We start from the raw sequence: 22,856 nt of genomic DNA, 5'->3' as shown, positions 1-22,856 counted from the left end.
ACAGGAGTTATTTCTGCTGCCTGAACCCGTCAGTGTTTAAGAATGCGATAAATTACACTGGTTTTATCTGTTTCAATATTCAGCAAATATACGCCGGTTGGCAGTATGGACAGGTCTTGTCCGTCAATCTCTTTTGCCGAACTTTTTTGCTGTAGCACATTCCCCTGAAGGTCAGTTATGCGTGTTCGATAGGGCGTTGCCGACCCTTCCTGCCGAATCGTCACCGCACCGGTAGTTGGGTTCGGGTACACCACGAACTGCTTTCCCAGAGCCGGGTCATTGGCCGTCAGTACACTGATCTGAACCACAGAAGGTTCTGCTAATTTACCGACCCCGCATCCATTGGTTACCTGATATAATTTGTAAATGGTAGAGGCCGCCGTCGGCGACAGGTCAATGGAATAAGGCGAACTGTTTGCGTACAGCGTAGTGACCGGATTGAATTCATTCCCGATCCGGACTGTCCAGGGGGCGTCGCCCGTCAGGTTTATGTTCAACTTCACCGGCTTTCCCGGAGTGAAGCCAAGAGTCGCCGATTCAAAAGCGGCTGTTGCCGCCAGCCGAAGCAAGAGTGGTATGGGGTTGGTTGAGCTGATTACGCCCGCATCCGACGCCACTACTCGTACCCGATAAAACGAGCCACGGGGCATATTGGCCGGAATCAGCGCTTTTAGCGGACTTGTTGTATTAAAGGTGGTTAGGTCACTGAACTGAGTGCCGGTCGAATCAGACAATTGTACCGTGAATCGATTCGTGGCGGAGAACGCTCCTTTTGTGTCAAAAACTACCCGTACGGTATCATTTGAGCAGATCATTGTGGAGTTATTGACTTCCAGGGTCGTTATCTGACGGTCGGAGGGCGGGTTGACGGTTACCGTGGCGGAGCCTGAGAATTGACCTGTCCCGCAACTATTCGATACAGCTGCCAATCGATAGGTAGTGGTTTGGGTTGGTCTGACGCTTAGATCCAACACCGGCGACCAGGGATAAAATTCGCCCGACTCACCCGTGGATAATGTGTACCGGATGGGGTAATTATAGCCGTTGAATGGCTGGTTTGAGTTTAGGCGAATGATGGCGGTTTGTTGCGGATTGATTATGGCGTTGCCACCGAGGGTAACGACGGGGGGCGATAAAAGTAATAAACTCGTTTGTGTTTCCTGAACCGGATTCGTAGAAACCAGTTTCAGCGTATAATTACCGCCTGCCGTCAGGCTGCCCGGCAGGGTAAGCTGAAAGGTTCCCTGTGTGGTTTTGGTGGAGTCGAGCCAACGCACCGTAGTTCCTTCAACCAAACCAATTTTTATTCGGTTGTCGGGTTCAAAATCGCCATGGGCATTATAAGTGATAGGAATTTTAGTGCCAACGCAGAGCGAACTGGTGTTCAAACTGATCGATAAAGTAGGTCTGATGCGGACGGAAACCTCGCCCGATGCCGTACCATAACCGCAGGAATTTGAAACCGCCTGAATAGTGTATGTAGTCTTTGATTTAGGGTTCACATAGGTTGTGCTCGGACTAGCTGAGAACACTTGCCGAAGCCCGTTGGTAAACAAAACGGTCCAGTCGGGCGAACCTGTAAAGTTCATCCGTAAGGCGGCCGACCCGCCGGGATACATTTCGAGCGTTGAAGCGCCACTTTCTGTTGTTACCAGCGCCGTTGCTTTTCGGCGCACCCGAATCGTCTGGTTAGCCGATGCAATAGCCAGGTTCGAAACCAGCCGAATCACGTAATCGCCCGCCTGCAGGGTATCGGGTAGCGTGATGGCTACCGGATTTGTTCGGATGGACGTCGCCAGGGTACGAAATTCTGTGGCGCTGACTGGCCGATACTGGACCGAAATACTGATGGCCGGATCGGGCTGTCCAATCATCAGGTAGGGTAGGGTGAGCGTACTCCCGGCGCAAAAGGAAACGGGTTCGTACGATTGCCCGGCAATGGATGGCGTTTTTAAGATATAAGGAAGAATCCGGTGGGTCGTCGACTGGTTGACCGGTACCGGACCGCAGGCATTGGCAATTGAATTGACGGTAAAGGTTGTCGTGCTATTAACCGGGTAACTGATATCTGTACTGTACCAACCCGATGAGACGAGATTATAGTTGGCTCCCCCGAGGGTATAATTAATCGTAATTGGTGTGCCACCATAGTAACTAATGGTTCGGTTGACGGTGCCGGGCTGCAGCAGGTCTTCCGGCAGCCCGCTGATATTTATACTATAAACCGGACGATGAATGCTCAAAGCCCGATCTTCACTGAATACAACCGGATTTGTGGAGGCAATGCGGAACGCCACTTCACTGCCGCCGGTGCTGTACCAGCCAAATTCGGTTGGGAGTTTAAATTTGATAGTTCCTGCTGTTGTGGTCGTTGCCCAGGTATCCGGAAAATCGCAGCACGAACTACCGCCCCGCGCCTGGATACGGAATTGATTGCCGGGTGCAAACGCGCCGGTTGTCTCAAAGCTAAGTTCCATACTGTCGCCCTGACAGGCAATCCCTTTATAGGGTTTGACATAAATAAAATAACCGTCCGTATTCTTAACCGTCAACGACACCTGAGAGGGGTTATTGGTAACGAAACAGGCATTTTTGATCGACTTTACCCGGAAGTTTCGGGACATATTACCCGGCACTGAAATCCCTGACACATTATCCCAGATGGTAGTTCCGGCGCTTTCACCGGTTTCCATCTCAAGCTGGTAGGGGCCACCTCCATCGCCAAACCAGTACCAGTTTACCTGTTGCTGCGGTTTGTCTAGGGTATAGATATTATTGTCCGACCAGCGCATTCCGGGATATGTTTGAATGGTTAACGAACCTTTCTCTTCAGAGCTATAAGCCGGCTGTGTACTGCTGACCTGGATGGTAAAGGCCTGATTGCGATAGTTCTGGCTTGTCGATAAGGCAAACGAGGGTACCTTCACAATCAGGTAGTTCCCCTGTTGCTGTGCCGCGATAGCCTCAGACAGTACACCGGAACTGTGTCGGAAACGAACCATGAACTGGTTGCTGGCACCGAGTGTAAGGTTATGAAAAAACTTGATTCGCAGAGTTTGCCCTTCGCAAATGGGTCCCTGGCTGACCGAGTCGATGGTGATTCCCGGACTGACGGTTATAACAACGCTGCTTGTTGTTTTAACTGGAACGGACCCGCAGCCCGTTTGGAAGGACTGAACGGTGTAGGTAGTGGTCCGGCTGGGCCGAACGGAGGTTAACACGGGGTAATCTGTGTAATACTCGGAGCGCAGAATCGTTCCATCGCTCAGGAGCGCACTTAGCGGGGGTTGCCCCTGAAATTTAACCCCCATGTCGGCACTTTGACCGGGCGCAATCGTGCGACTTTCCGTCGTGAATTCGACCGTGGGCGTAGGTCGGATGGCAACGTAATAACCCGCATGGTCGCTGAGGGTGGCGGGGGCACTGGACCGTATCCGGACGGAATAGTAAGAGCCCGTATAATTTGACTGGGCGGACACCGTGGACGGGATCGTCGCTTTTAAAAGATCATTATCCAGCACAGCATCGAACTCGTAGCTGATCGAAGGGTATTCCTGACCGGAATAGACATTGTAGCTGGTGAGCCGGATCTTGAATTGGTTGGTAGCCGCAAAACTGCCCTGTGTTGAGTACCCGACGCGTAACTCACTGCCAACACACAATTGATTGGAATTAACGGATGCCGTTCGAACACTGATGGGGTTGACCTGCACCGTAGCGGACCCATTGCCCACGCCCACACCACACATGTTACTGACCTTGGCAATGCTGTAGGTAGTGGTGGCTTTGGGATTCACCGATTGGGTAGCGTTAAAGGTACTCGAGGAGTAATAACCACCCGGGATTGAAAACTCACTGCTATCCGATAAGACAACAGTTATTGGCCCTGATCCATTTGCTACAAACGGTAACCCAATTGGTTCCAGCGAATTGATGACCTGAGTGGTTGGGGCCGTGAGTTTAACCGTTGCTCTTCGGTACAGGTTAAAATAGCTGGACCACGCACTTGTTAGCGCGGGCTTCGTGGAGGACAAACGAATCTGCAATCCACTCTGAAGGACAAAGTCAGGAAAGTTAAGATCCTTGACGATCAGGGCTATTTTTCCGTTTTTTTGGGTGGCTGTAAATGTTTTTGAATACGATTCGTTGTAGTAACCGCGTATGTCGACGGTAAAAACATTATCGGCAGAAAAGGTCGCGGTGGAGCTGTAGGTAAGCAGACTTTCCTGGTCCAAACAGGCATTGGGTATGGATTCAACGCTCAGGGTTTGAGCAAAAACAAAAGCACTGTTAAGTACTAGAAGAAAGACTAAGTAAACGTTACGCATGTGGATGTAAAATTCAACTTTAATAAATCTCAATATTAAGTAAATAATATCAGATGTATATACGCAACACTATAAATTTGTGAATTTATGATATTGGTATACATCTGTGTTCATTTTTTTTGAGTCGCTCCAATTGCGTAATCACTGGCTAGAGATGGCCCCGAGAATGCGGTATTTGTACGGCTTTTTCGTTATATTTGTTTCAAATCAAGCGGTTTGCTGGCCCGGAAGTGAAGGTCAGCGGTTTTTCACCATCATTAAGCTGTAACCTTGACATTTCAGGAATTTAATCTCCACGACGACCTGCTGGCCGGTGTGGACGCCATGAATTACTTAAAAGCCACTCCGATTCAGGAGATGGCTATCCCAACAATCCTCGCCGGAAAAGACCTGATCGCCAGTGCGCAGACGGGCACCGGCAAAACAGCTGCCTACCTTATTCCCCTTCTCGACAAAATCTCCCATACCGACCACGACCATACCAGTACGCTCATTCTGGTGCCTACACGGGAACTGGCCAAACAGATCGACGAGCAGGTAGAAGGCTTTGGGTATTTCGTACAGGCCAACAGCATTGCGATTTACGGTGGGGGAAAAGGCGACGACTGGGATAAGCAGCGAAAAGCGCTCGAAACGGGCGCCGATATTATCATTGCCACACCCGGACGCCTGATTGCGCACATGCAGCTAGGCTACGTAAAATTTGATAAGATCGACTATCTGGTACTCGATGAGGCCGACAAGATGCTCGACATGGGTTTCTCGGACGATATCATGAATATTGTCGAGAAGATTCCTGCCAAACGCCAAACGCTGCTTTTTTCGGCGACGATGCCCAATAAAATCCGGGAGTTTTCGAAGAAAATATTAACGGAGCCTGAAGAAATCCGGCTGGCCGTTTCGAAACCGGCTGCGGGTATCGATCAGCAGTTCTATATGGCGTTCGACAATCAGAAACTGCCTCTGCTGGCTCATTTAATAAAAAACAGCACCAAGCCGGTGCAAAGCATGGTTTTGTTTACCTCCCGTAAATCGGAAGTCAATAGCATCGTTCGTGCATTGAGTAAGCTGAATTACGAAGCCCGTGGCATTAGCTCCGATCTGGAGCAGGATGACCGCGAGGTCGTACTGCGGGACTTTAAAAATAAAGCGTTCCCAATCCTGGTTGCTACCGACGTTCTGTCGCGGGGCATCGACATCGACAACCTGACGCACGTCGTGAACTATGATATTCCCCGCGATGCTGAAGATTACGTTCACCGGATTGGCCGGACAGCACGGGCCGCCACGACCGGAACGGCCATTACCTTCGTGAGCGATCAGGATCAGAATCGGATCGTCAGCATTGAAAAACTCATCGAGCGCGAGGTAGACAAACAAGCCATTACCGAAGAGCTGGGCATGGGCAAATCGCCGGTGTTCGATCCAAAGCGGTTCAGTGGGCGCCGGGGCGATAGTTCGCGGGGTGGAAACGCTCGTGGTGCCAATGCCGGGGGTAAGGGAGGACGGGATGGAGGTAGACGACGCGACGGACGTCGGGATAACGGCGCAGACCGCAGCCAGGGTGAACGCCGGAATGACGCCAGAAACGGGCAGCCGCGTACAGGCGATGCGGTCGGGTTGGCTGAACCAAAGGCGGCTGTAGCTACCGAAGCTGTTCTGAATGTTGGTGGCGTTACGTCGACTGGCGATGCGGCCGAGAAATCAAAACGTCGTAAAAAACGTCGGCGGGGACCGAAAGGCGAAGGGCAGGAAGCGAACCAGCAGACACAGTCCCGGAAACCAACGGAGTCAACTCCAGTAGCCGAGAACTAATTTAGGTCTTAGTTAACTACAGAGAGGAGGTCCCTGACAACCGTTTGCCGGTTGTCAGGGACCTCCTCTCCGTATAATACCTACTTAGAAAACTTCACCAAGGTTAAAGAAAAGGCCGCTCGATCCGTCAAAGCCAAACCCGTAATCGATGGATAGATTGGTTCTGGAGATCTTGTTCATTTTAATTCGAAGACCTCCGCCCACGGCTGGGACCACCTTTTCAAATTGGCCGCTGGTCAGTTCCGACACGGTTTGGGCATTGGCGAAAACGACTGCCCCCAGTAGCCGATTGGCAGTTAGGTTAAAACGATATTCGGTTTCGGCATATAACAGATTCTTGCCCCGGAATCGCCCCTGAATGAACCCCCTGCCTACATTGCCCGTATTGTCCCAACCCGTACTGGGCATGTCCAGAAAAGGTGGATTTCCGTTCAACGTGAGAGCACTATACGACCATAGGGCCAGTATATTGTCAGAATTTCCGGGTAGATGGATGTACTTGCGAACATCCAGAAGGGCGGATTGGTACGTTTCGTCGCTTCCCAGCCAATTCAGGTTGGCTCGAAACATGGCATTAACGAAGAGTCCGCCACTTGGATTAATGGCATTCTGACGATTGTCATACAACACATGTACGGTAGGCCCCGATGAAACCGATCGCCCCTCGATTCCCTGGGAATATCTCGAAATGCGGGTTACTTCCCGCCGACTATTATAACTATCAATATTCCAGTGAAGGTCCAGGTTATAGCCTAAGCCAGCATATAAATTGAGTGCCAGCCTGCGTAGAAAGTTCTGGTGAAACCTGAAATACGAATAATCCATGTTAATGACCCGGTCGGTGGTCGTGTACATGCCTAAACCATAGGTTGCCTGTGGGTAGTGCATCAGCCGCCAGTCGTTCGTCCACAGAAAGCGGTTGTTGCGCGCCCAGATGGATGAGTTGGCGGTTAGTATAATCTGATTGTTCTGGGTGTATGAAAGCTGACCCGTAATGGACGACATGTTGGCGTTTGCCATACGGAACGGGGTGTTCACCAGCACAGCTACCAGTGCCCGTGTTTGTAATGTATATCCCACCTGAGGGATGACCAGCACAAAGCGTTTTCCTTCCTGAAGCGTAGCCGAGTCGTGCGGAGTAATGTGCAGGCGTGGGTATAATCGTTTAACAAAGTCGGCAATATCCTGCTGTTGAACAGGCTTACGCCGGGGAGCGTTTTCAAGAGAAACTGAATCCTTAAGCGGTAGTTGAATGGACTGACAATAGACTGCAGCTGAAGACCAAATTGCCAGAACACCCACCAGCAAACTAGAAACAGATTTCATGAATGGCTTTTTAGAATAGGAACATCCTGATGCACTGAAATGTGTAAAAAGGGTTGATTGAAGCGTGGTTAATTTAAAATCAGACAGGTTTGTATGTCCTTCGCTAATATACGTTACACAAAACGTACAGGCTAATATAAGGATTACCCGTATAAAAATGGGTTCAGGTAGTAGCATTTGGTAACTCGCCCGGCTCTTCCAGCTAGTGACTTGTGTTCAGGAAGGCATATTTTCAATAAAAAGCGCCCCTAAGAATTAATTCTCAGGGGCGCTTTTTATTGAAAATCCCTACACCGTTTTAAAACTTAGTAATTCGGGTTTTGCGTTGCCACGGTTGAGGTCGTTGGGTTTAATACGGCTTCATCGGCGGGTACATCCCAGTAGTCCATGAAGTTGTAATTAATCGTAACCTTTTTGTTAATTACTCCCGCCGTGGTCACCAGCGTATTGCCGTAGCTGCCACCGCCCACGGAGATGTCGTACGTCCAGCCCCAGCGTCGGTTATCATAATAGCCCAGCCCGCGCCCGAACAGGGCAACGCGTCTTTCTTTTGTCAGTTCGGTTAGGGCTCCGGGCAGTGTTAAGCCGGTTCCTTTCACGGCTGCTACCCCTGCACCCTGGTACGTTCTGACCGCATCGATAGAGCCCAAGCCAGTTTCGATGTTACCAAGGCGAATGTTGGCTTCGGCCAGCATTAACTGGTTTTCTTCATAACTACCTGCAATGTAAAGTTCGTAAGCCCCCACATCTTTGGTGCCGTAGACGTATACGCCGGGCATGCCGTTCCCATTGGCAGTCAAACTATACCGGGTTGTGAAGGTATAATTGTTCTTATAAGTCGTGTTGGTATTGAAGTTGTTGGACAGTCGTTTGTCGCCCGCATTGAAGGATTGAATGAAGCGCTCACTGATCTTGAAGGTAGTCGACGTATTTACCCCCGTTGTCAGTGCGGCTGTTGTTCCGCCCGAAGCCGAGAAGAAAAAGTTTGAGGGCGTACTACGGCCGGTAAAGACAACATCGCCCTGTTTGATTCCGGCAGTAGCCAGGGTGAGGACGCTGTTCCAGTCGGCCGGGGTCATGGCTGTCGTCGAGGATTTAGTAATGGTGGCTGCCGGATTGCCATTCACAAACGGAGCCAGTTTATTGACCAGAATGTTACGGGCCAGCATCGTGTTGATGTTTCGCTTCCACATATCGATTGTGGGAACGCCCCCGTTGCCCACCTGTGTGAACGCCGGAATCAGCTGCGAAATCACTTCCTGATAATCGCTGTTGCTGGTGATTGCGGTCAGGGTAGTTGCGGCCAGGTTATAATACGTATTTGATTGGTTGATAATGGCATCGTGTAGCACGTAGTCACTATTGGTTACGCCCGCCTTGTCCTCAATCAGGCCCGCGTAATACATGGAACCGATGGAGGCATACGCATAGCCTTTCCACCAGTAAGCCCAAGCTTTTATCGTATTGGAGCGGCTGGCCGCATCACCCGCAAACGGAATGGTGCCTACCAGATCCAGCGTTTGGTTGCAGGCATTGTTAAGCGCATACATATTCAGCCACTGGTAATAAAGCGGGTTGTTGCCCGCTCCAGTAGCCGCCCGTGTATTATACGACCGGATGATGCCCACCTGCGGAGACGGATTTGACACCTTTGTTCCGTCATCCAGAATAATATAATCGGGTACGCCGATGGTGGTGATCTGGTTGTTGGACGCATCGGCCCCGAGGTTATCGGCCATCAGTTCGCTATAGCCCCAGGGCAACGAGAAATAGCTGTTCCCCAGCCAGTCGTCCCCGTTGTAAAAACCATTGACATAGACACCCCCCTGAGCAAACGAGATAATACCCGCTTCGGTGTTGACGTTGGCCGCCGTGGTTGGTGCGTTTGGGTTGCCAACATCCAACTGCTCCTTGCAGGATACTCCACTCAGGAGTGCTACCGTTAAACAGGCCGTTGTAAGAAATCTATTTTTATGGAAGAGTTTCATCTTGTGCAAAATTGAGTTGTAAGTGGTAAGAGACTTATCCGCAGTTGACTAGGCCGGCAAACGAATTGTACATTTTGCCGTACGACGTCAGAACTTAAAAGCCGATATTCAGACCTACCTGGTACGATTTAATGTTAGGCAGAGTACTATGATCGACGCCCCGGTCGAATGAGGAGTTCGACGTTCCTGAGCTGATCTCCGGGTCATAGCCGGTGTATTTCGTGAATGTGAGCAGGTTGCGGCCCGTGAACACGATCTGCGCTCTGTTGAAGTACGGTAGCTGAACCACTTTCGCCAGATCGAAGGCCAGGGAGATGTTGCGTAAGCGAACAAACGAGGCATCTTCTACAAAAAAGTCTTTCGTCGCGTTGTTGCCCGCACCCCGGGTGCTTCCCCACAGACCATAATAGGCACCGGCGTAATAGGCCGTAAACGCCCCCGTTTTGCCGTCGATGGTTATGGGGTTACTGAAATCACCGCTGATGCCGTCGCGGTACATCCATTCTTTCGTCTGGTTGTATAAATGGCTGCCGTATACCCAATCGAACTGGACGTTCAGGGTCAGGAAATTTTTAAAGCTCAACCCATTGATGAACGATGCGTTGAATTTCGGGTTCGGGTTCATCAGCGGGTAGGTTTCGTTGGTGAACTGGGGCTGATAGGTCGTCTTGTCCACAACGTATTTGCCAACCATGGTGTAATTGGCCCGGTTGGCATCGGTTATATACTTAACTCCTTCCTGGTTGGTGAAGTCCAGACTCGTGAGGGTTTTGTACCCGTAGACTTGACCAATGGGTTGCCCCGCCGTTAGCACCAGTGCAGTACTTCCGGCATTTGAGGTCAGGATGATGTCGGCACCCCCCGAAATGGCATCGATCATGGAAATCTGGTGGCCGAAGTTGGTGGTGAAATCCCACTTCAACCCCTTCGAATTGTATACGGGCAAGGTTAACGAGAACTGAACCCCATTGGACGACATGTTAATGGCGTTCGTCAGCTGCCCCGTCGATCCCAGAGAAGGGGGGATACTTACCGTATAGATTACATTTTCACTGGAGCGTTTCCAGTACGTGAACGACCCGGAAAGCGAGTTTAACCACGACCGCCCGGCATTCCCGCCCAGAGTAAAGTCGGTACCCACCTCAAATTCCTTCGAAACTTCTACTTTCAGGTTCGGATTCTGTGTAGTTGTTGGCACGGTGTACACCAGTCCCGTGCCCAGGTTACGCTGGCTCAATACGGGGTAGCGGTCAAACGCACCCGGCTGAATACCCGCTTCGCCGTATGCCGCCCGCAGTTTGAAGTAAGGCAGGGTATTGTTAAGGCCGCTGTTCTTAAAGAACGTTAACGGAGCCACGTGTGCATCGAAGTGCGGGAACGTAAACGGGGTAGACCCGCCCCCAAATGCCGACGACCAGTCGCTACGGAAACCGGCCGTTATGCCGCCGTAATCACCGAAATCTATTTTCTGATTCACCAGATAGCCATAAGTGATGAACGGCGTAACAATATCGTACGCCACTGCCTGCGACGACGTAGCCGCCACATTATAGGGTGGAGCCGTACTCAGGCTTAAACCATAGGTATCGTACCGATTCGACTTATTCTTACGGTAATCGAAAGAAATCTGGGTGCTGGTCTGAATGGGTAACTTCGAATGAAAGTCGTCCTGAAAATCCGTACGGATAAAGGCCGTACCCAGGAAGTTCTGAAAGGTGTTGTTGTACTGGAAGTTGTCAATTTCACCTTTATTGTCCGGGGCATAGTTGCTTGACCACGACTGGTAATACTCAGAGCTTGTATTCTGCGATTGGTTAAAGTACGTCCAGCGGGCGGTTTCGTTTCGGTAATTAATGCCGTATTTGGCATCGAGCTCCAGAAACTTATTGACCTTATAATTGGCGTTGAAGTTCTGAAGAACGTCGATCTTGTTATTGATGGCGTCCGTATAAGTAGCCTGGTAATAGGGATTACCTGCATTGACACTTAGAAAGTCCGCTGTTGGGTAAACCGGGTAGGTGCCATCGGCCAGTTTGCGGGTCAGGTCGAAGAAGGGCGAGGTATTCAAAAACGAATAGACCGAGCCAACCTGACCATTACCACCATTCAGCGGGCCATAACTCGCGCCCAGCCCGGGCTTAAGGGTATTTTTGGTGTATACCAACTGGGTTGTGGAACGAATGGTAAATCCTCTGAACAACTCCGTGCCGACATTGGCCGACAGGTTACTGCGGTCAATAGCGCCGTTCTGTTTCGTCAGAATCGGTGATGTTGTATGGTTGTTCGCGGCAGCAATATTGAAATCACTTTTTTCCGAAGCCCCCGAAATATTGATCGTATTGTTCGTCGTACTACCGGTTTGGAATACCTGTTTGAAGTGATCGTAGTATTTCAGGTTGGCATTATACGGTTTGTCGGCTACGTTTCGGATATCCTGAATGGCGTAGCGAGTGGCCCCACCGTACTGATAGGAAATCCCCTCAATTGCACCATATTGTGTATAGTCCAATATGTTTCCCTGTGTATCGACAATATTATTATTGCCATCGGTCAGGTACGGGTGCAATTGAGCTTTATGTACGTTGCCGGTGTTCAGAAATTCATTTGCTGAATAGCTGGTCGAAAAATTGATTGCCGTCCGGCCTTTTTTACCTTTTTTGGTGAAGACCTGAATAACGCCATTGGCTCCCTGAGCGCCGTAAATAGAGGCCGATGCGGCTCCCTGCACAACTTCTACCCGGTCGACGTTGCTCAGATCGAGCGAGTTGATGTCGGTGGAGGCTACCTGAACACCATCAACCATAATAAGGGGTTTGGTACCCCCCTGCACGCTGTTGATACCCCGGAGGAGAATATTGACCGGATCGCCGGGGTTGCCGCTGGTAGAAGATATCTGGGCTCCGGGTATTTTACCAACCAACGCCTGGTCGATCGAAGCGGTGGGCGTCTGGGGTAGGTCTTTAGCTGAAACACTTTCTACCGCAATCCCCAGCTTGGCTTTGCTGGTAGCAACCCCGCTACCCGTAACGACCACTTCGGTGAGTAAACGGGAGTCGGATACCATACTGACGTTCAATTCGGACTGGTTGCCAATAGGGATTTCCTGACTGGCTACACCAACGAAGCTAAAGACAAGCGTAGTGCCTTTGGCCGACGGAACCGAAATGTCGAAGATCCCCCCTGCATCGGTCGACGTTCCTTTTGTGGTGCCTTTCAGTACGACCGAAACGCCGGGTAGGGGGGAGCCGTCTTCTGCGGAGGTAACTTTTCCAATAACTCGTCGATCCTGCGCCCAGGCAGTCATGCTGAGTACGCCGATCAAGAGCAAGCTCAGACCTATAATTTTTCTCATAAACAATTAGTGTTAGGTTAAAAAAGAACGTCTCTTTCACCTAAAACTAATTGGCTCACGATTCATAAAAAATAGTTTGAGATTGGGTAATTAGTTAAACTCTTATTTTGAATTGAATGGTAATTGCGGAATAGTATTTTGAATAATTAAAATTATATTCTGTAATTGATCATACAATTAACTTACATTTAATAGTAAAAAAGCCGATAAATACAGGGGAGTATTTATCGGCTTTTATCACGAGCAAAAAGAGTAATAAGGGCTAAGTATTTACTGAATTACTTAATTTATAAGTATACAAAAATTGGTGAAAAAATTAGTTATGTGGCCGTTAGATAATTATTTTAGTTTCGTTAAAAAAAACGTGAGCTGAACCAAGATGAAATACGTTGAAGACGGCAAATATGTGCTGCTTGCTTGCTATTGGCTCAACATGACTTAGTTAAGTCGGTTTACAAACTGTTGTAGTAGGCAAACGTGCTGGACAGCCCATCTCTGGTTCTTAAATCAGGCTTTTTGTTTTTCAGAAAGGCGTCGATTTGGTCTTTCCTATCGGCCATGAGTTCAAGGATCGCTTTCTTGCCAGGCGAAAATTTAACTGCCAGTTTACCACGGGCCACGTACCAATCCATTTTTTTTAGTAGTTGATCATCTTTACTACCTACATTCATCGCCACATTATAATTGCCTTTCTGAATATGAACGGAAGGGTGCATAAGCAGACTTAACTTCCCCGCGACTACCTGCTCAAAAAAACCGGTAAGCGACTGGCCTTCCGATTGAAATTCCTGCACGTTGATAAACCGGCTGACAGAGCCATACGTATTGTTCATGTCAACGTAGCGAACGGCACTTGCCTTGACCGCTTTAATGCCGGTTGCGCCTGCCCGTACATCAACTTCGTTGGCCAGTAAGTCGAGTCGGACCGGTACGCCGGCGAGGGAGTCGGTAGTGAGGGACATGCCTATTTTGTTGTAAAATTTTACATTACCCGCCTGCCAGGTTGTGTCCAGATAGGGGGTTCCAATCAATGTTCCGGCAGGACCTTTAATTGTAAAAAGTGTTGCGTTGTTGTTGATATTCAGATTGGCAAAGTTGATCCGATCTCGGGTGGTCTGGGTCATGTATTCCGTCTGCTCTTGCGAAAAGACTGGTAAATTGAGAAGCAGCAGGCTCAGGGAGATAAAAATAAATCGCATGGTGAATGAATATCTGTTTTAGCTAAAGTACAGTTTTTTCATCTAAAAAGACCGTAAGTAACAACTAAGATACAAAATATTATTTGGGAAAAGTGGCAAAAGGCACAGTTGATTTTCGTATTTTTGGGCGTTAACCCCAAACATCAGCTAACCAAACAAGTTCATGACAAAACATTTTCTGGCAGCAGTTTTTGCGGCTGGTCTGACGTACTCGGCTGTGGCACAGACGACCTTTCCGCGAAATGGTGTCTATGATGAACGACCGGGTATGTATGCCTTTACTAATGCAACCATCGTTGTTGATCCACAAACTACCCTTCAAAACGCGACGCTGCTTATCCGTAATGGGCGTGTTGAGGCCGTGGGCGCATCGGTGAATATACCCGCCGGAACCGTAACCACCGATTTAAAAGGAAAGCGTATCTACCCCGCCCTGATCGACATTGATTCCGATTACGGGATGCCGGAAATTACCCGTGGTGCCGGTGGTGGACGTGGTGGCGTACCCCAGTATGAGTCGAACAAGAAAGGAGCCTATTACTGGAATCAGGCTATCCAGCCCGAAAACGAAGCCAGTGTACTCTTCAAAGCCAATGCTGTGAAAGCCGATGAGCTGCGGAAACTGGGCTTTGGTGCCGTACTCACCCATCTGCACGATGGTATTGCCCGTGGTACCGGCGCGCTGGTCGCCCTGGCCGATGACCGGGAGAACACGCTCGTGCTGAAACCCAGTGCAACAGCGCATTACTCCTTCAGCAAAGGCACCTCCGGTCAGCAGTACCCAAACTCCATGATGGGCGTCGTTGCTCTGCTGCGTCAGGCGATGTATGATGCCGATTGGTACAAGCGGTCCGGTAGTAAAGAACAGGCTAACTTGTCGCTCGATGCGCTGACTCGTAATCGCTCTTTACCCGCTATTTTTGAGGCCAATGACAAACTGGGCATCGTTCGCGCTGATAAAATAGGTGACGAGTTCGGTATTCAGTACATCATCCGTAGTACGGGCGATGAATACCAGCGGCTCGACGAAGTGAAAGCCACGGGGGCGTCGCTCATTGTTCCGTTGAATTACCCCCAGCCATACGATGTGGAAGATGCCTGGGATGCGGACAACGTGTCGCTCGCCGAATTAAAACACTGGGAAATGGCACCCATGAACACCGGACGACTGGCCGCTGCCAATATTCCGTTTGCGCTGACAACAGCGGGACTTCGGAACAAAGCCGATTTCTGGGCAAACCTGCGGAAAGCCATCGAAAATGGCCTGCCCGAACAAAAAGCCCTCGAAGCCCTGACAACCGTACCGGCCAAACTAATCCGCGCCGACGATCTGGTGGGCACTTTACAGAAAGGGCGGCTGGCGAACTTCATTATCACCTCAGGCAACCTGTTCAGTGCGGATAATATCATCTACGAAAACTGGATGCTGGGCAAACAGTACCTGGTGAACAACAAAGATCTGGTAGATCTGCGCGGAACCTGGAACCTGACAATGGGCTCCCAATCGAATCTTAAACTGAACATTACAGGCAAGTCTGCTGATAAGCCCGACTACCAAATTCAGGTCGATACGGTTAAAGTTACTCCCAAAGTTTCGGTAAGTGGTGATCTGATTTCGATGCAGATACAACTCGATAAGCGGAAACCCGGTACCATTCGCCTGACGGGCTACCGGACTTCACCCACAAATCTGAAAGGAGATGGCGAATCGCCGGATGGTAAACCGATTGCCTGGTCGGCAGTAAAAGCGGTGGATACCCCACGATCATCAACGGCCGCATCGACCTCTGCCACCAGCGCTACAGCCACATCGACTACAGCGGTAAGTGCTATTCTTTATCCGTTTGTGGGTATGGGAAATACGCAGAAACCCCAAGCCGAAGCGGTGCTGATTCGCAATGCAACGGTCTGGACCAATGAAAAGGAAGGGATTCTGGCCGGTACGGACGTGTTGATCACCGATGGTAAAATCGCTAAAATTGGAAAAAGCCTAACGGCTCCGGCCAATGTTAAGGTGGTTGATGGAACCGGTAAGCACCTGACTAACGGCATCATCGACGAACATTCGCATATTGCCCTGCTGTCCATTAACGAAGGTGGGCAGTCGAGTTCGGCAGAGGTGCGTATGTCGGATGTAATCAATCCGGAAGACGTCAATATCTATCGGCAACTGGCGGGTGGCGTTACCACCTCGCAACTGCTGCACGGCTCAGCTAACGCCATTGGCGGGCAGTCGGCTATTGTGAAACTGAAGTGGGGCGAATCGCCGGAGAACATGCTCATCAAAGGGGCGGACGGATTCATTAAGTTTGCCCTCGGCGAGAACGTCAAGCAGGCCAACTACCCAAATCCCGGCGTCCTGACCCGTTTCCCGCAATCGCGGATGGGTGTGGAGCAAGTATTTATGGACCATTTCACCCGCGCCAAGGAATATGCAGCGGGCTGGGCAGCTTACAACAAGCTGAATGCGAAGGAAAAGGCAACGGCAATGATGCCCCGCCGGGACATTGAACTTGATGCCCTTGCCGAAATTCTGGCTAATAAGCGCTTCATCACCTGTCACTCGTATGTGCAGTCGGAAATCAATATGCTGCTCAAGGTGGCGGATTCGCTGCATTTTAAGGTTAACACGTTCACGCACATTCTCGAAGGTTACAAACTGGCCGATAAAATGGCGAAACATGGCGCCGGTGGGTCGTCTTTTGCCGACTGGTGGGCCTACAAAATGGAGGTGCACGATGCTATCCCGTACAATGCCGCTCTGATGCACCGGCAGGGCGTTACGGTATCGATCAATTCCGATGATGCCGAAATGGCCCGTCGCCTGAATCAGGAAGCGGCCAAGACAGTAGAATACGGCGGACTGAGCGAAGAAGATGCCTGGAAAATGGTAACCCTCAATCCCGCTAAACTCCTTCATCTGGATGGTAAACTGGGCAGTGTTAAAGCGGGTAAAGATGCCGATCTGGTACTCTGGAACGCTAACCCGCTGGCTATTTACGCCCGTCCGGAAATTACGATGATCGACGGGGCCGTTTATTTTAGTCTGAAAGATGAAGATCAGAAACGGGAGCAAATGCAGGCCGAACGGGCTCGGATTATCCAGAAGATGCTGACAGCGAAAGCGACCGGCGCATCGACCACCCGGCCTACCCCCCGAAGGGCCCGGATGTGGCATTGCGAAGATGTTGAAGGCGTAATGGCCGAAGGAGAAGAGGGTAAATAAGCTGACGGTTAGAACAAACAATCATGAAAAAAATCTTAGTTTCTATATTTACGCTGGCCTCGTTCCTGAGCTATGGACAGAATCCAGCCCCAGCCAAAACGCAGACCAAAACGATTGCCCTCATGGGTGGTACGGTGCACGTAGGCACCGGGCAGGTAATTCCCAATGGTATTGTGCTGTTCAGCAACGGGGTGATCACAAATGTGGTCGATGGTACCCTTGTCAAGCTGAATCTGACCGATGTGGAGGTCATCGACGCGTCGGGTAAGCACGTATATCCCGGCATCATCTCTCCGGCGTCGACGGTAGGTTTGCAGGAAACCGGCGCAGTCCGGGCTACCGTCGATAAGCAGGAAATCGGTATCCTGAACCCGAACATCCGGGCGTTGATTGCCTACAATACGGATTCGGAAATCATCCCTACCATCCGGAACAATGGGGTGTTGGTTACACAGGCCATGCCCCAGGGCGGTACGGTTTCCGGAAGTTCGAGTGTTATGATGGCCGACGGCTGGAACTGGGAAGATGCCGCTCTGAAGAAAGACGATGGCATCTGGCTCAACTGGCCTACCTACTTTGCCCGTGATTTCAACTTTGAGGACTTTACGACTGTCATCAAGAAAAACGATAAGCGCGGACCGGCTATTGATGTTTTGCAGGCAACCTTCGCCGATGCAAAAGCCTACGCGGCCTCGCCACCTCCCGCTGTCATGAACCTCAAGCTGGAAGCCATGCGCGACTTGTTTTCGGGAAAACAGAACCTCTACATCCGGGCCGATTATGGCAAGGACATTATCGAAGCAGTAACTTTTGCCAAATCGGCGGGAGTTCAGAAGGTCGTTATTGTAGGGGGTGAGGAAGCCAATCGGGTTGTCTCGTTTTTGAAAGATAACAATGTACCCGTTATCCTGAGCGGTCTCCACCGGCTACCGAATCGTGAAGATGAAGATGTGGATTTGCCTTACCGTATGCCGGGTATTTTACACAAAGCCGGTATTCTGGTCAGTTTAAGTTATGCCGACGAGTGGTGGCGTACACGCAACCTGCCGTTTCTGGCTGGTACGGCCGCCGGATTTGGCGTTACCGACCGCGAAGAAGCGCTAAAAATGGTTACGTCAAACACGGCCAAAATTCTGGGTATCGATGCCCTGGTTGGTACCCTTGAAAAAGGAAAGCAGGCTACCCTGTTTGTCTCGGCTGGCGATGCACTCGATATGCGTACGAACGTGATCGAGCATGTTTTCATTCAGGGCCGGAAAGTAAACCTTGATGACCGGCATAAACGCCTTTACAAGACGTATAAAGACAAATACGAGCAGAAGTAAGGTTTGGTTTGGGAGTTAAATGACCCGACAGATGTCCTATAAACGAAAAATGGATGACCAGTACTGGTCATCCATTTTTCGTAGCAATGAACTTACTTGACTTTCAGCCAGAAGGGCACTTCGATAACCGTCCCGTCGAAGAGGGTTACGTAGATTGTTGTTGCTATTATCTGACCGGCTGCCCATTTACTACCTGTCTTCGTAACAGACCAGGTTGTTCGGTAAATTTGGCCCTTTCCCTGAAGCAGGTTTCCCAAGGTGCCAAACGTTGAAATCAGCTGACCGGCATCTTTCGCATAGAAAAAAGCGCCACTGGTTTCGTTCGCCATTTGAGCAAGCACATTAACATTTACGTCGGTGCTCAGACCAACCGTAAAAAGTGGAATTTTTAGCTGTATGGCTTTCGCCGTTGCATCGTCCAGTGTATTGGTTGTTACATTGTTCTCTCCATCGGTGAACACGATAACGGCTTTATTGGATGTTGGGCCCTTTTGAGCTGTATAAGTAACGGACTGGATCGATGAGGTATAGAGAGGAGTTCCGCCACTTACGTTCAGCGCCAGCGTATCCAACGTTTTTTTCATCCCATCTGTCTGTTTACTAAACCCGCTGTGTAGCTTGACAAATCCTGAGTAACTGGACGTAAAGCTCATCATGGCCGTATAATCATTGGCACCGAGATTATTTAAAAAGATTTTACTGGCTTCAATCCGCAGATTATTTGGATCCGTTGTGCTAATACTCCCCGTCTGGTCGAGGAGCAGCATGGCCGAATATCCCCCCGATTTAGAGATCAAATCAGATGTTGTCACATCAATGAGCTGATACGAATTAACGACGCTATTGATGATTTTAAAATTTTCCGGTTTCAGACCCGTAATGAGTCGTCCGTTTTTATCAACGACGAACACATCGACGGAAAAGGTGATCTTATCGAGACCTGCGGGGCTCGTCGATATACTGGCCGTAGCAGCCGCCGATGGCTTGGCATTCAGACTCGCTACAGGGAGGTCAATGATACGGCGACAACTGCTGATGCCAAGACCAAATACGCAAGTGAGCAGAATCGATACGGAATACAATGACCGTTTTAATGAAAAAGTTAATGAACAAGTACGGAGGATGGAATTATTTTTCATGTGCAGGTAATGCTGAAGCGTTGACAATGAGCTATTAATTTTCTGGCCTGTAACCGATCCCTAAACGAAGACCAAAAAAATGGAGTGGCTGTGTAACCCCAACAAATGCCTTATTGGGGACTAAATAGTACTGGGCGGCTACGTCAAATAATAAACTTTGCCGTCTAACCTTATACCCCACGGACACCCCGGCACTCTCCAAAAACGAATCGAATTTCAGCCTGTTAACGCCATAGGGATGCGTTGCCGAATTCTCACTTACCAGCGTTAGTTGTTGTACACCCACCATCGGCTGAATATAGACTGAAGACGTAGCATAGAGACGGACACCTACCTGAGCCGAAAAGCGGCTTAACACCTGATCGTTGGTGAACATAACGACCTCTTTTTCATTTAGGTAGCGCCTGCGGACAGCCCATGAGGAATAGCCGATCTGCGCCGTTAAGCCAAGGCGAGGTTTCAGGTAATAGGTGTAAAACAAGCCTCCGCCAAACCCCTGAAGATTACCCGGTCCCGTGTTTGGATCAACCCAATCCGCTGAGAGTGGCTGGAAGGTATACAAACCCTCAAAATAAGCCGTGATACTATACCGTTTTTGCGTTCTTGGCAATAATTGAATTGACTCACTGGGCTTGTACGTTTGTTGAACGGGCGCGGCTGGTGTGACCGCAACAGGCACAGGCGCCTGTGTCTGAACAACTTGAGGAGGGGCAGGACGGAGAGCTACTGGCTGCTGGGCAGGTGTATAGGGGGCCGCGTAGAGAACGGATATGCCTTTCACCGCATTACACCTGAATTCAACCCCCTGTGCAACGGAAGCCTTACCCCCTAAAAGTTCTGGTTTTCTGCGCGCATGAACGGTCAGGTTAGCCGGAAGGACTCCTCTGGAAAGCAAAAAACTACGAAGCGCATTGGCACGACTTTCGGCTGTGAGCTGACTGGTACCTGCCGGGTCCCAATACAGCGTAATGGTAAAGGATAGTTCGGGATGTACTTTAAATGAAGCGGCCCAGACAGCTAGTTTTGTTTTTGAATCGGTTGTAAGCCGGGCGGTCTTAGCCGTCGATCCCGGAGCAAAGGACAGATCGTTCCGGACAGTTTTCGTTTGCAGTAATAGCGCGTAATCTGTGAAATAAATAGCCTCCATAAATTCGGATGAGGAGAGGCTCGAAAACTGATTTCGGCTTACTTCCGGAATCACCAGAACCCGCAGCGAATCATCATTGTATCGAATTTCCTGGACAAGCCCGGTTGCTATTGAGTCGGGCTGGTTGGTAAACCGGTTGAAGAAACGAATGAGGTGGCTGGATGTCGTGGTGATCTTCCCGGGAATTTTGTCGTTTTCTTTCGTTATGATCCTGTCCTGAGCGAAAGCCAGCGTACTGCTGGCAAGACAGAAGAATAGGTACATGTACAGACGCATAGAGTTACGGATATAATGGGTATTAACTGCGCAACAGGCCTACCGATGTACGCCTGGCCATTGCAAAGTTCGACAGCTGCTTTTATTGGTTTGAAGTTGTATTGTATTTTTCTCGTAAATGCATTTCGGTTATTTCGGTAATTAGTCGTTCTACTTGTTGTATGTTTACTTTATACTGTATCGATAATGCTTTTTTCATTGCGTGATGCAGTACCCCGATCGAGCGCATATTTTTTAGCGGAGACAAATTTAGATACGCCGTCACGAGGTCATCGTAATTCATATAGTGATTCGCACGCTCGGGCGCGTTTTTCGGCGTATTCATATCCTGGAAGTTATTTTGATCATGCCAAAGTTTGGCTAAACTCAAAAACTCGCTTCGATAGCTTGGGTCCGAATAAATTGTCTCGATTAGGTTTTGGTGCGTCAGCAGTATGTTTTGTACGATTTTCGGGTCAGATAAATCCTGATACCGCCATGTCGCAGGATTTTCCTTGTTTACCTTATACTGTCGCTGATAGGCCGCTTTGAATAAATATAACAGGAATACATAATTGTTTTCTGCCTCTAACTGCACTAAGCTTGTCAAGTTAAGCCAGCGTGATTTGAGGCTAAAACCGGGCTTGTAACTAGTATCTAACGGGCTTTCAGCAAGGGCTGCCTCAACATCGGCATCCAGTGGATTTAGCTGCCGGATCAGCTTATATAGTGCATAAAAGGAGAATTTTTTCTCATCAGTCGTTAGTGGCATAAAATGATCTACCCGCACTTCGTGTGAGATAATCCCTTGCCCGAATTGATAGATCGCTATTTCTTCATCTAAGCTCATCCGTAAGTTGAAATATAACCCATTGACGAATTGCTGTGAAAAGTTAACAAAAATTGAGAACTATATACATGATTTTGCCCAATAAGCGCAAAAATCTGTTAAAAATTGCGCTTTGAAACCTATTTTTGGATGATTGTTACTTCATCAACTTGATTTCACTTTCTATGGCGTTTACATTCCTGACTGCCGAATGGCGGAATTTAATTTTTGCCAATTATGCCATTGATCGTCGGGTGCTCGAACCACTTGTGCCCTTTGGCACCGAGCTGGATGAGTTTAATGGTGTCTGTTATGGGAGTCTGGTAGGCTTTTATTTTCAGCGGGTCAAAATGTTCGGAGCGCTTGCCGTACCGTTTCACCAGGAGTTCGAGGAGTTTAACCTTCGATTTTACGTACGTCGGAAGTCGCAGGATGGCTGGAAACGGGGGGTTGTCTTTGTGAAAGAGATCGTGCCTAAGCTTGCTATCTCATTGGTTGCCAACACCCTCTACGGCGAACCGTATGCTACCCATGCCATGCGCCATACCTGGGACCGTAAGGGCGATTCTCAACTAATTCGGTATGATTGGAAAGTAGGGTCTGACTGGAATTTTATTCAGGTTAAGGCCGATCTTAATGGACATCCCCTGGTACAGGAAAGTGAAGAAGCCTTTATTACCGAACATTATTGGGGATATACCCAGCGTTCGTCGCTGAAGAAAGGCGAAAGCCGAACGTCGGAGTATGAAGTTGTCCATGTTCCCTGGTCAATATATCCGGTGCGGGATTACGACGTGCGGTGTGATATAGCCAAACTATACGGTGCTGCATTTGTCCCGTTCTTTGAACAGCCTCCGCATTCTGTTTTTCTGGCCGATGGCTCGCCGGTAGCGATCAAGTCCGGGGCCACTTTACGGGGGTGGTAAT

Annotated in this window: 12 protein-coding genes; 4 read left to right on the top strand and 8 right to left on the bottom strand. The window is 49.5% G+C overall.

Going from position 1 to position 22,856, the window contains the following annotated elements:
* Positions 1-29: 29 nt before the first annotated feature.
* A complete protein-coding gene (locus ACYVJM_RS02860) occupies positions 30-4,328 on the bottom strand; it encodes a T9SS type A sorting domain-containing protein (RefSeq protein WP_461146691.1) in 4,299 nt (1,432 codons plus the stop codon).
* Between the two features lie 324 nt (positions 4,329-4,652).
* Here ACYVJM_RS02860 and ACYVJM_RS02855 point away from each other — a divergent pair, with 324 nt between their 5' ends.
* Complete coding sequence (locus ACYVJM_RS02855) at positions 4,653-6,143, top strand: DEAD/DEAH box helicase (protein ID WP_461147723.1); 1,491 nt, start codon at positions 4,653-4,655, stop codon at positions 6,141-6,143.
* An 84-nt stretch (positions 6,144-6,227) separates the two neighbouring features.
* On the opposite strand, the gene ACYVJM_RS02850 is transcribed toward ACYVJM_RS02855, so the two are convergent.
* The 4 genes from ACYVJM_RS02850 to ACYVJM_RS02835 all read right to left on the bottom strand — a co-directional run bounded on the left by ACYVJM_RS02850 (position 6,228) and on the right by ACYVJM_RS02835 (position 14,008).
* The gene (locus tag ACYVJM_RS02850) at positions 6,228-7,469 is read right to left on the bottom strand and encodes a BamA/TamA family outer membrane protein (RefSeq protein ID WP_461146690.1); all 1,242 of its coding nucleotides are present in this window, start codon (positions 7,467-7,469) and stop codon (positions 6,228-6,230) included.
* Between the two features lie 305 nt (positions 7,470-7,774).
* A complete protein-coding gene (locus ACYVJM_RS02845; protein ID WP_461146689.1) occupies positions 7,775-9,457 on the bottom strand; it encodes a RagB/SusD family nutrient uptake outer membrane protein in 1,683 nt (560 codons plus the stop codon).
* A 94-nt stretch (positions 9,458-9,551) separates the two neighbouring features.
* Positions 9,552-12,809, bottom strand: a complete 3,258-nt coding sequence (locus ACYVJM_RS02840) for a SusC/RagA family TonB-linked outer membrane protein (protein ID WP_461146688.1) — start codon at positions 12,807-12,809, stop codon at positions 9,552-9,554.
* A 452-nt stretch (positions 12,810-13,261) separates the two neighbouring features.
* A complete protein-coding gene (locus tag ACYVJM_RS02835; protein ID WP_461146687.1) occupies positions 13,262-14,008 on the bottom strand; it encodes a hypothetical protein in 747 nt (248 codons plus the stop codon).
* Between the two features lie 163 nt (positions 14,009-14,171).
* Between ACYVJM_RS02835 and ACYVJM_RS02830 the strand changes: the two genes are divergently transcribed.
* Complete coding sequence (locus ACYVJM_RS02830) at positions 14,172-17,234, top strand: amidohydrolase family protein (protein WP_461146686.1); 3,063 nt, start codon at positions 14,172-14,174, stop codon at positions 17,232-17,234.
* 23 nt (positions 17,235-17,257) lie between these two features.
* Positions 17,258-18,559: an amidohydrolase family protein gene (locus tag ACYVJM_RS02825; protein ID WP_461146685.1), complete on the top strand. Its 1,302-nt coding sequence runs from the start codon at positions 17,258-17,260 to the stop codon at positions 18,557-18,559.
* Positions 18,560-18,651: 92 nt separating this feature from the next.
* Here the strand turns inward: ACYVJM_RS02825 and ACYVJM_RS02820 are convergent, their stop codons facing one another.
* From ACYVJM_RS02820 to ACYVJM_RS02810, 3 genes are all read right to left on the bottom strand, one after another.
* The gene (locus ACYVJM_RS02820; protein WP_461146684.1) at positions 18,652-19,698 is read right to left on the bottom strand and encodes a vWA domain-containing protein; all 1,047 of its coding nucleotides are present in this window, start codon (positions 19,696-19,698) and stop codon (positions 18,652-18,654) included.
* Between the two features lie 34 nt (positions 19,699-19,732).
* Entirely contained in the window at positions 19,733-21,121 is a 1,389-nt protein-coding gene (locus ACYVJM_RS02815) for an autotransporter outer membrane beta-barrel domain-containing protein (RefSeq protein ID WP_461146683.1), read from the bottom strand.
* A gap of 82 nt (positions 21,122-21,203) precedes the next feature.
* Positions 21,204-21,950: a DUF5958 family protein gene (locus tag ACYVJM_RS02810; RefSeq protein WP_461146682.1), complete on the bottom strand. Its 747-nt coding sequence runs from the start codon at positions 21,948-21,950 to the stop codon at positions 21,204-21,206.
* A gap of 164 nt (positions 21,951-22,114) precedes the next feature.
* Here ACYVJM_RS02810 and ACYVJM_RS02805 point away from each other — a divergent pair, with 164 nt between their 5' ends.
* Positions 22,115-22,855: a YqjF family protein gene (locus ACYVJM_RS02805; protein ID WP_461146681.1), complete on the top strand. Its 741-nt coding sequence runs from the start codon at positions 22,115-22,117 to the stop codon at positions 22,853-22,855.
* Position 22,856: the final 1 nt, after the last annotated feature.

The organism is Spirosoma pulveris (assembly GCF_054781875.1).
The sequence above is the reverse complement of the archived record's forward strand: the minus strand, read 5'-3'. Positions and strand labels throughout refer to the sequence as shown.

Bases quoted from the DNA above. Each gene is read 5' to 3' on its own strand.
- ACYVJM_RS02825 (WP_461146685.1), top strand. From the start codon at position 17,258: ATGAAAAAAATCTTAGTTTCTATATTTACGCTGGCCTCGTTCCTGAGC.
- ACYVJM_RS02835 (WP_461146687.1), bottom strand. From the start codon at position 14,008: ATGCGATTTATTTTTATCTCCCTGAGCCTGCTGCTTCTCAATTTACCA.
- ACYVJM_RS02815 (WP_461146683.1), bottom strand. From the start codon at position 21,121: ATGCGTCTGTACATGTACCTATTCTTCTGTCTTGCCAGCAGTACGCTG.
- ACYVJM_RS02845 (WP_461146689.1), bottom strand. From the start codon at position 9,457: ATGAAACTCTTCCATAAAAATAGATTTCTTACAACGGCCTGTTTAACG.
- ACYVJM_RS02820 (WP_461146684.1), bottom strand. From the start codon at position 19,698: ATGAAAAATAATTCCATCCTCCGTACTTGTTCATTAACTTTTTCATTA.
- ACYVJM_RS02830 (WP_461146686.1), top strand. From the start codon at position 14,172: ATGACAAAACATTTTCTGGCAGCAGTTTTTGCGGCTGGTCTGACGTAC.
- ACYVJM_RS02850 (WP_461146690.1), bottom strand. From the start codon at position 7,469: ATGAAATCTGTTTCTAGTTTGCTGGTGGGTGTTCTGGCAATTTGGTCT.
- ACYVJM_RS02840 (WP_461146688.1), bottom strand. From the start codon at position 12,809: ATGAGAAAAATTATAGGTCTGAGCTTGCTCTTGATCGGCGTACTCAGC.
- ACYVJM_RS02805 (WP_461146681.1), top strand. From the start codon at position 22,115: ATGGCGTTTACATTCCTGACTGCCGAATGGCGGAATTTAATTTTTGCC.
- ACYVJM_RS02860 (WP_461146691.1), bottom strand. From the start codon at position 4,328: ATGCGTAACGTTTACTTAGTCTTTCTTCTAGTACTTAACAGTGCTTTT.
- ACYVJM_RS02855 (WP_461147723.1), top strand. From the start codon at position 4,653: ATGAATTACTTAAAAGCCACTCCGATTCAGGAGATGGCTATCCCAACA.
- ACYVJM_RS02810 (WP_461146682.1), bottom strand. From the start codon at position 21,950: ATGAGCTTAGATGAAGAAATAGCGATCTATCAATTCGGGCAAGGGATT.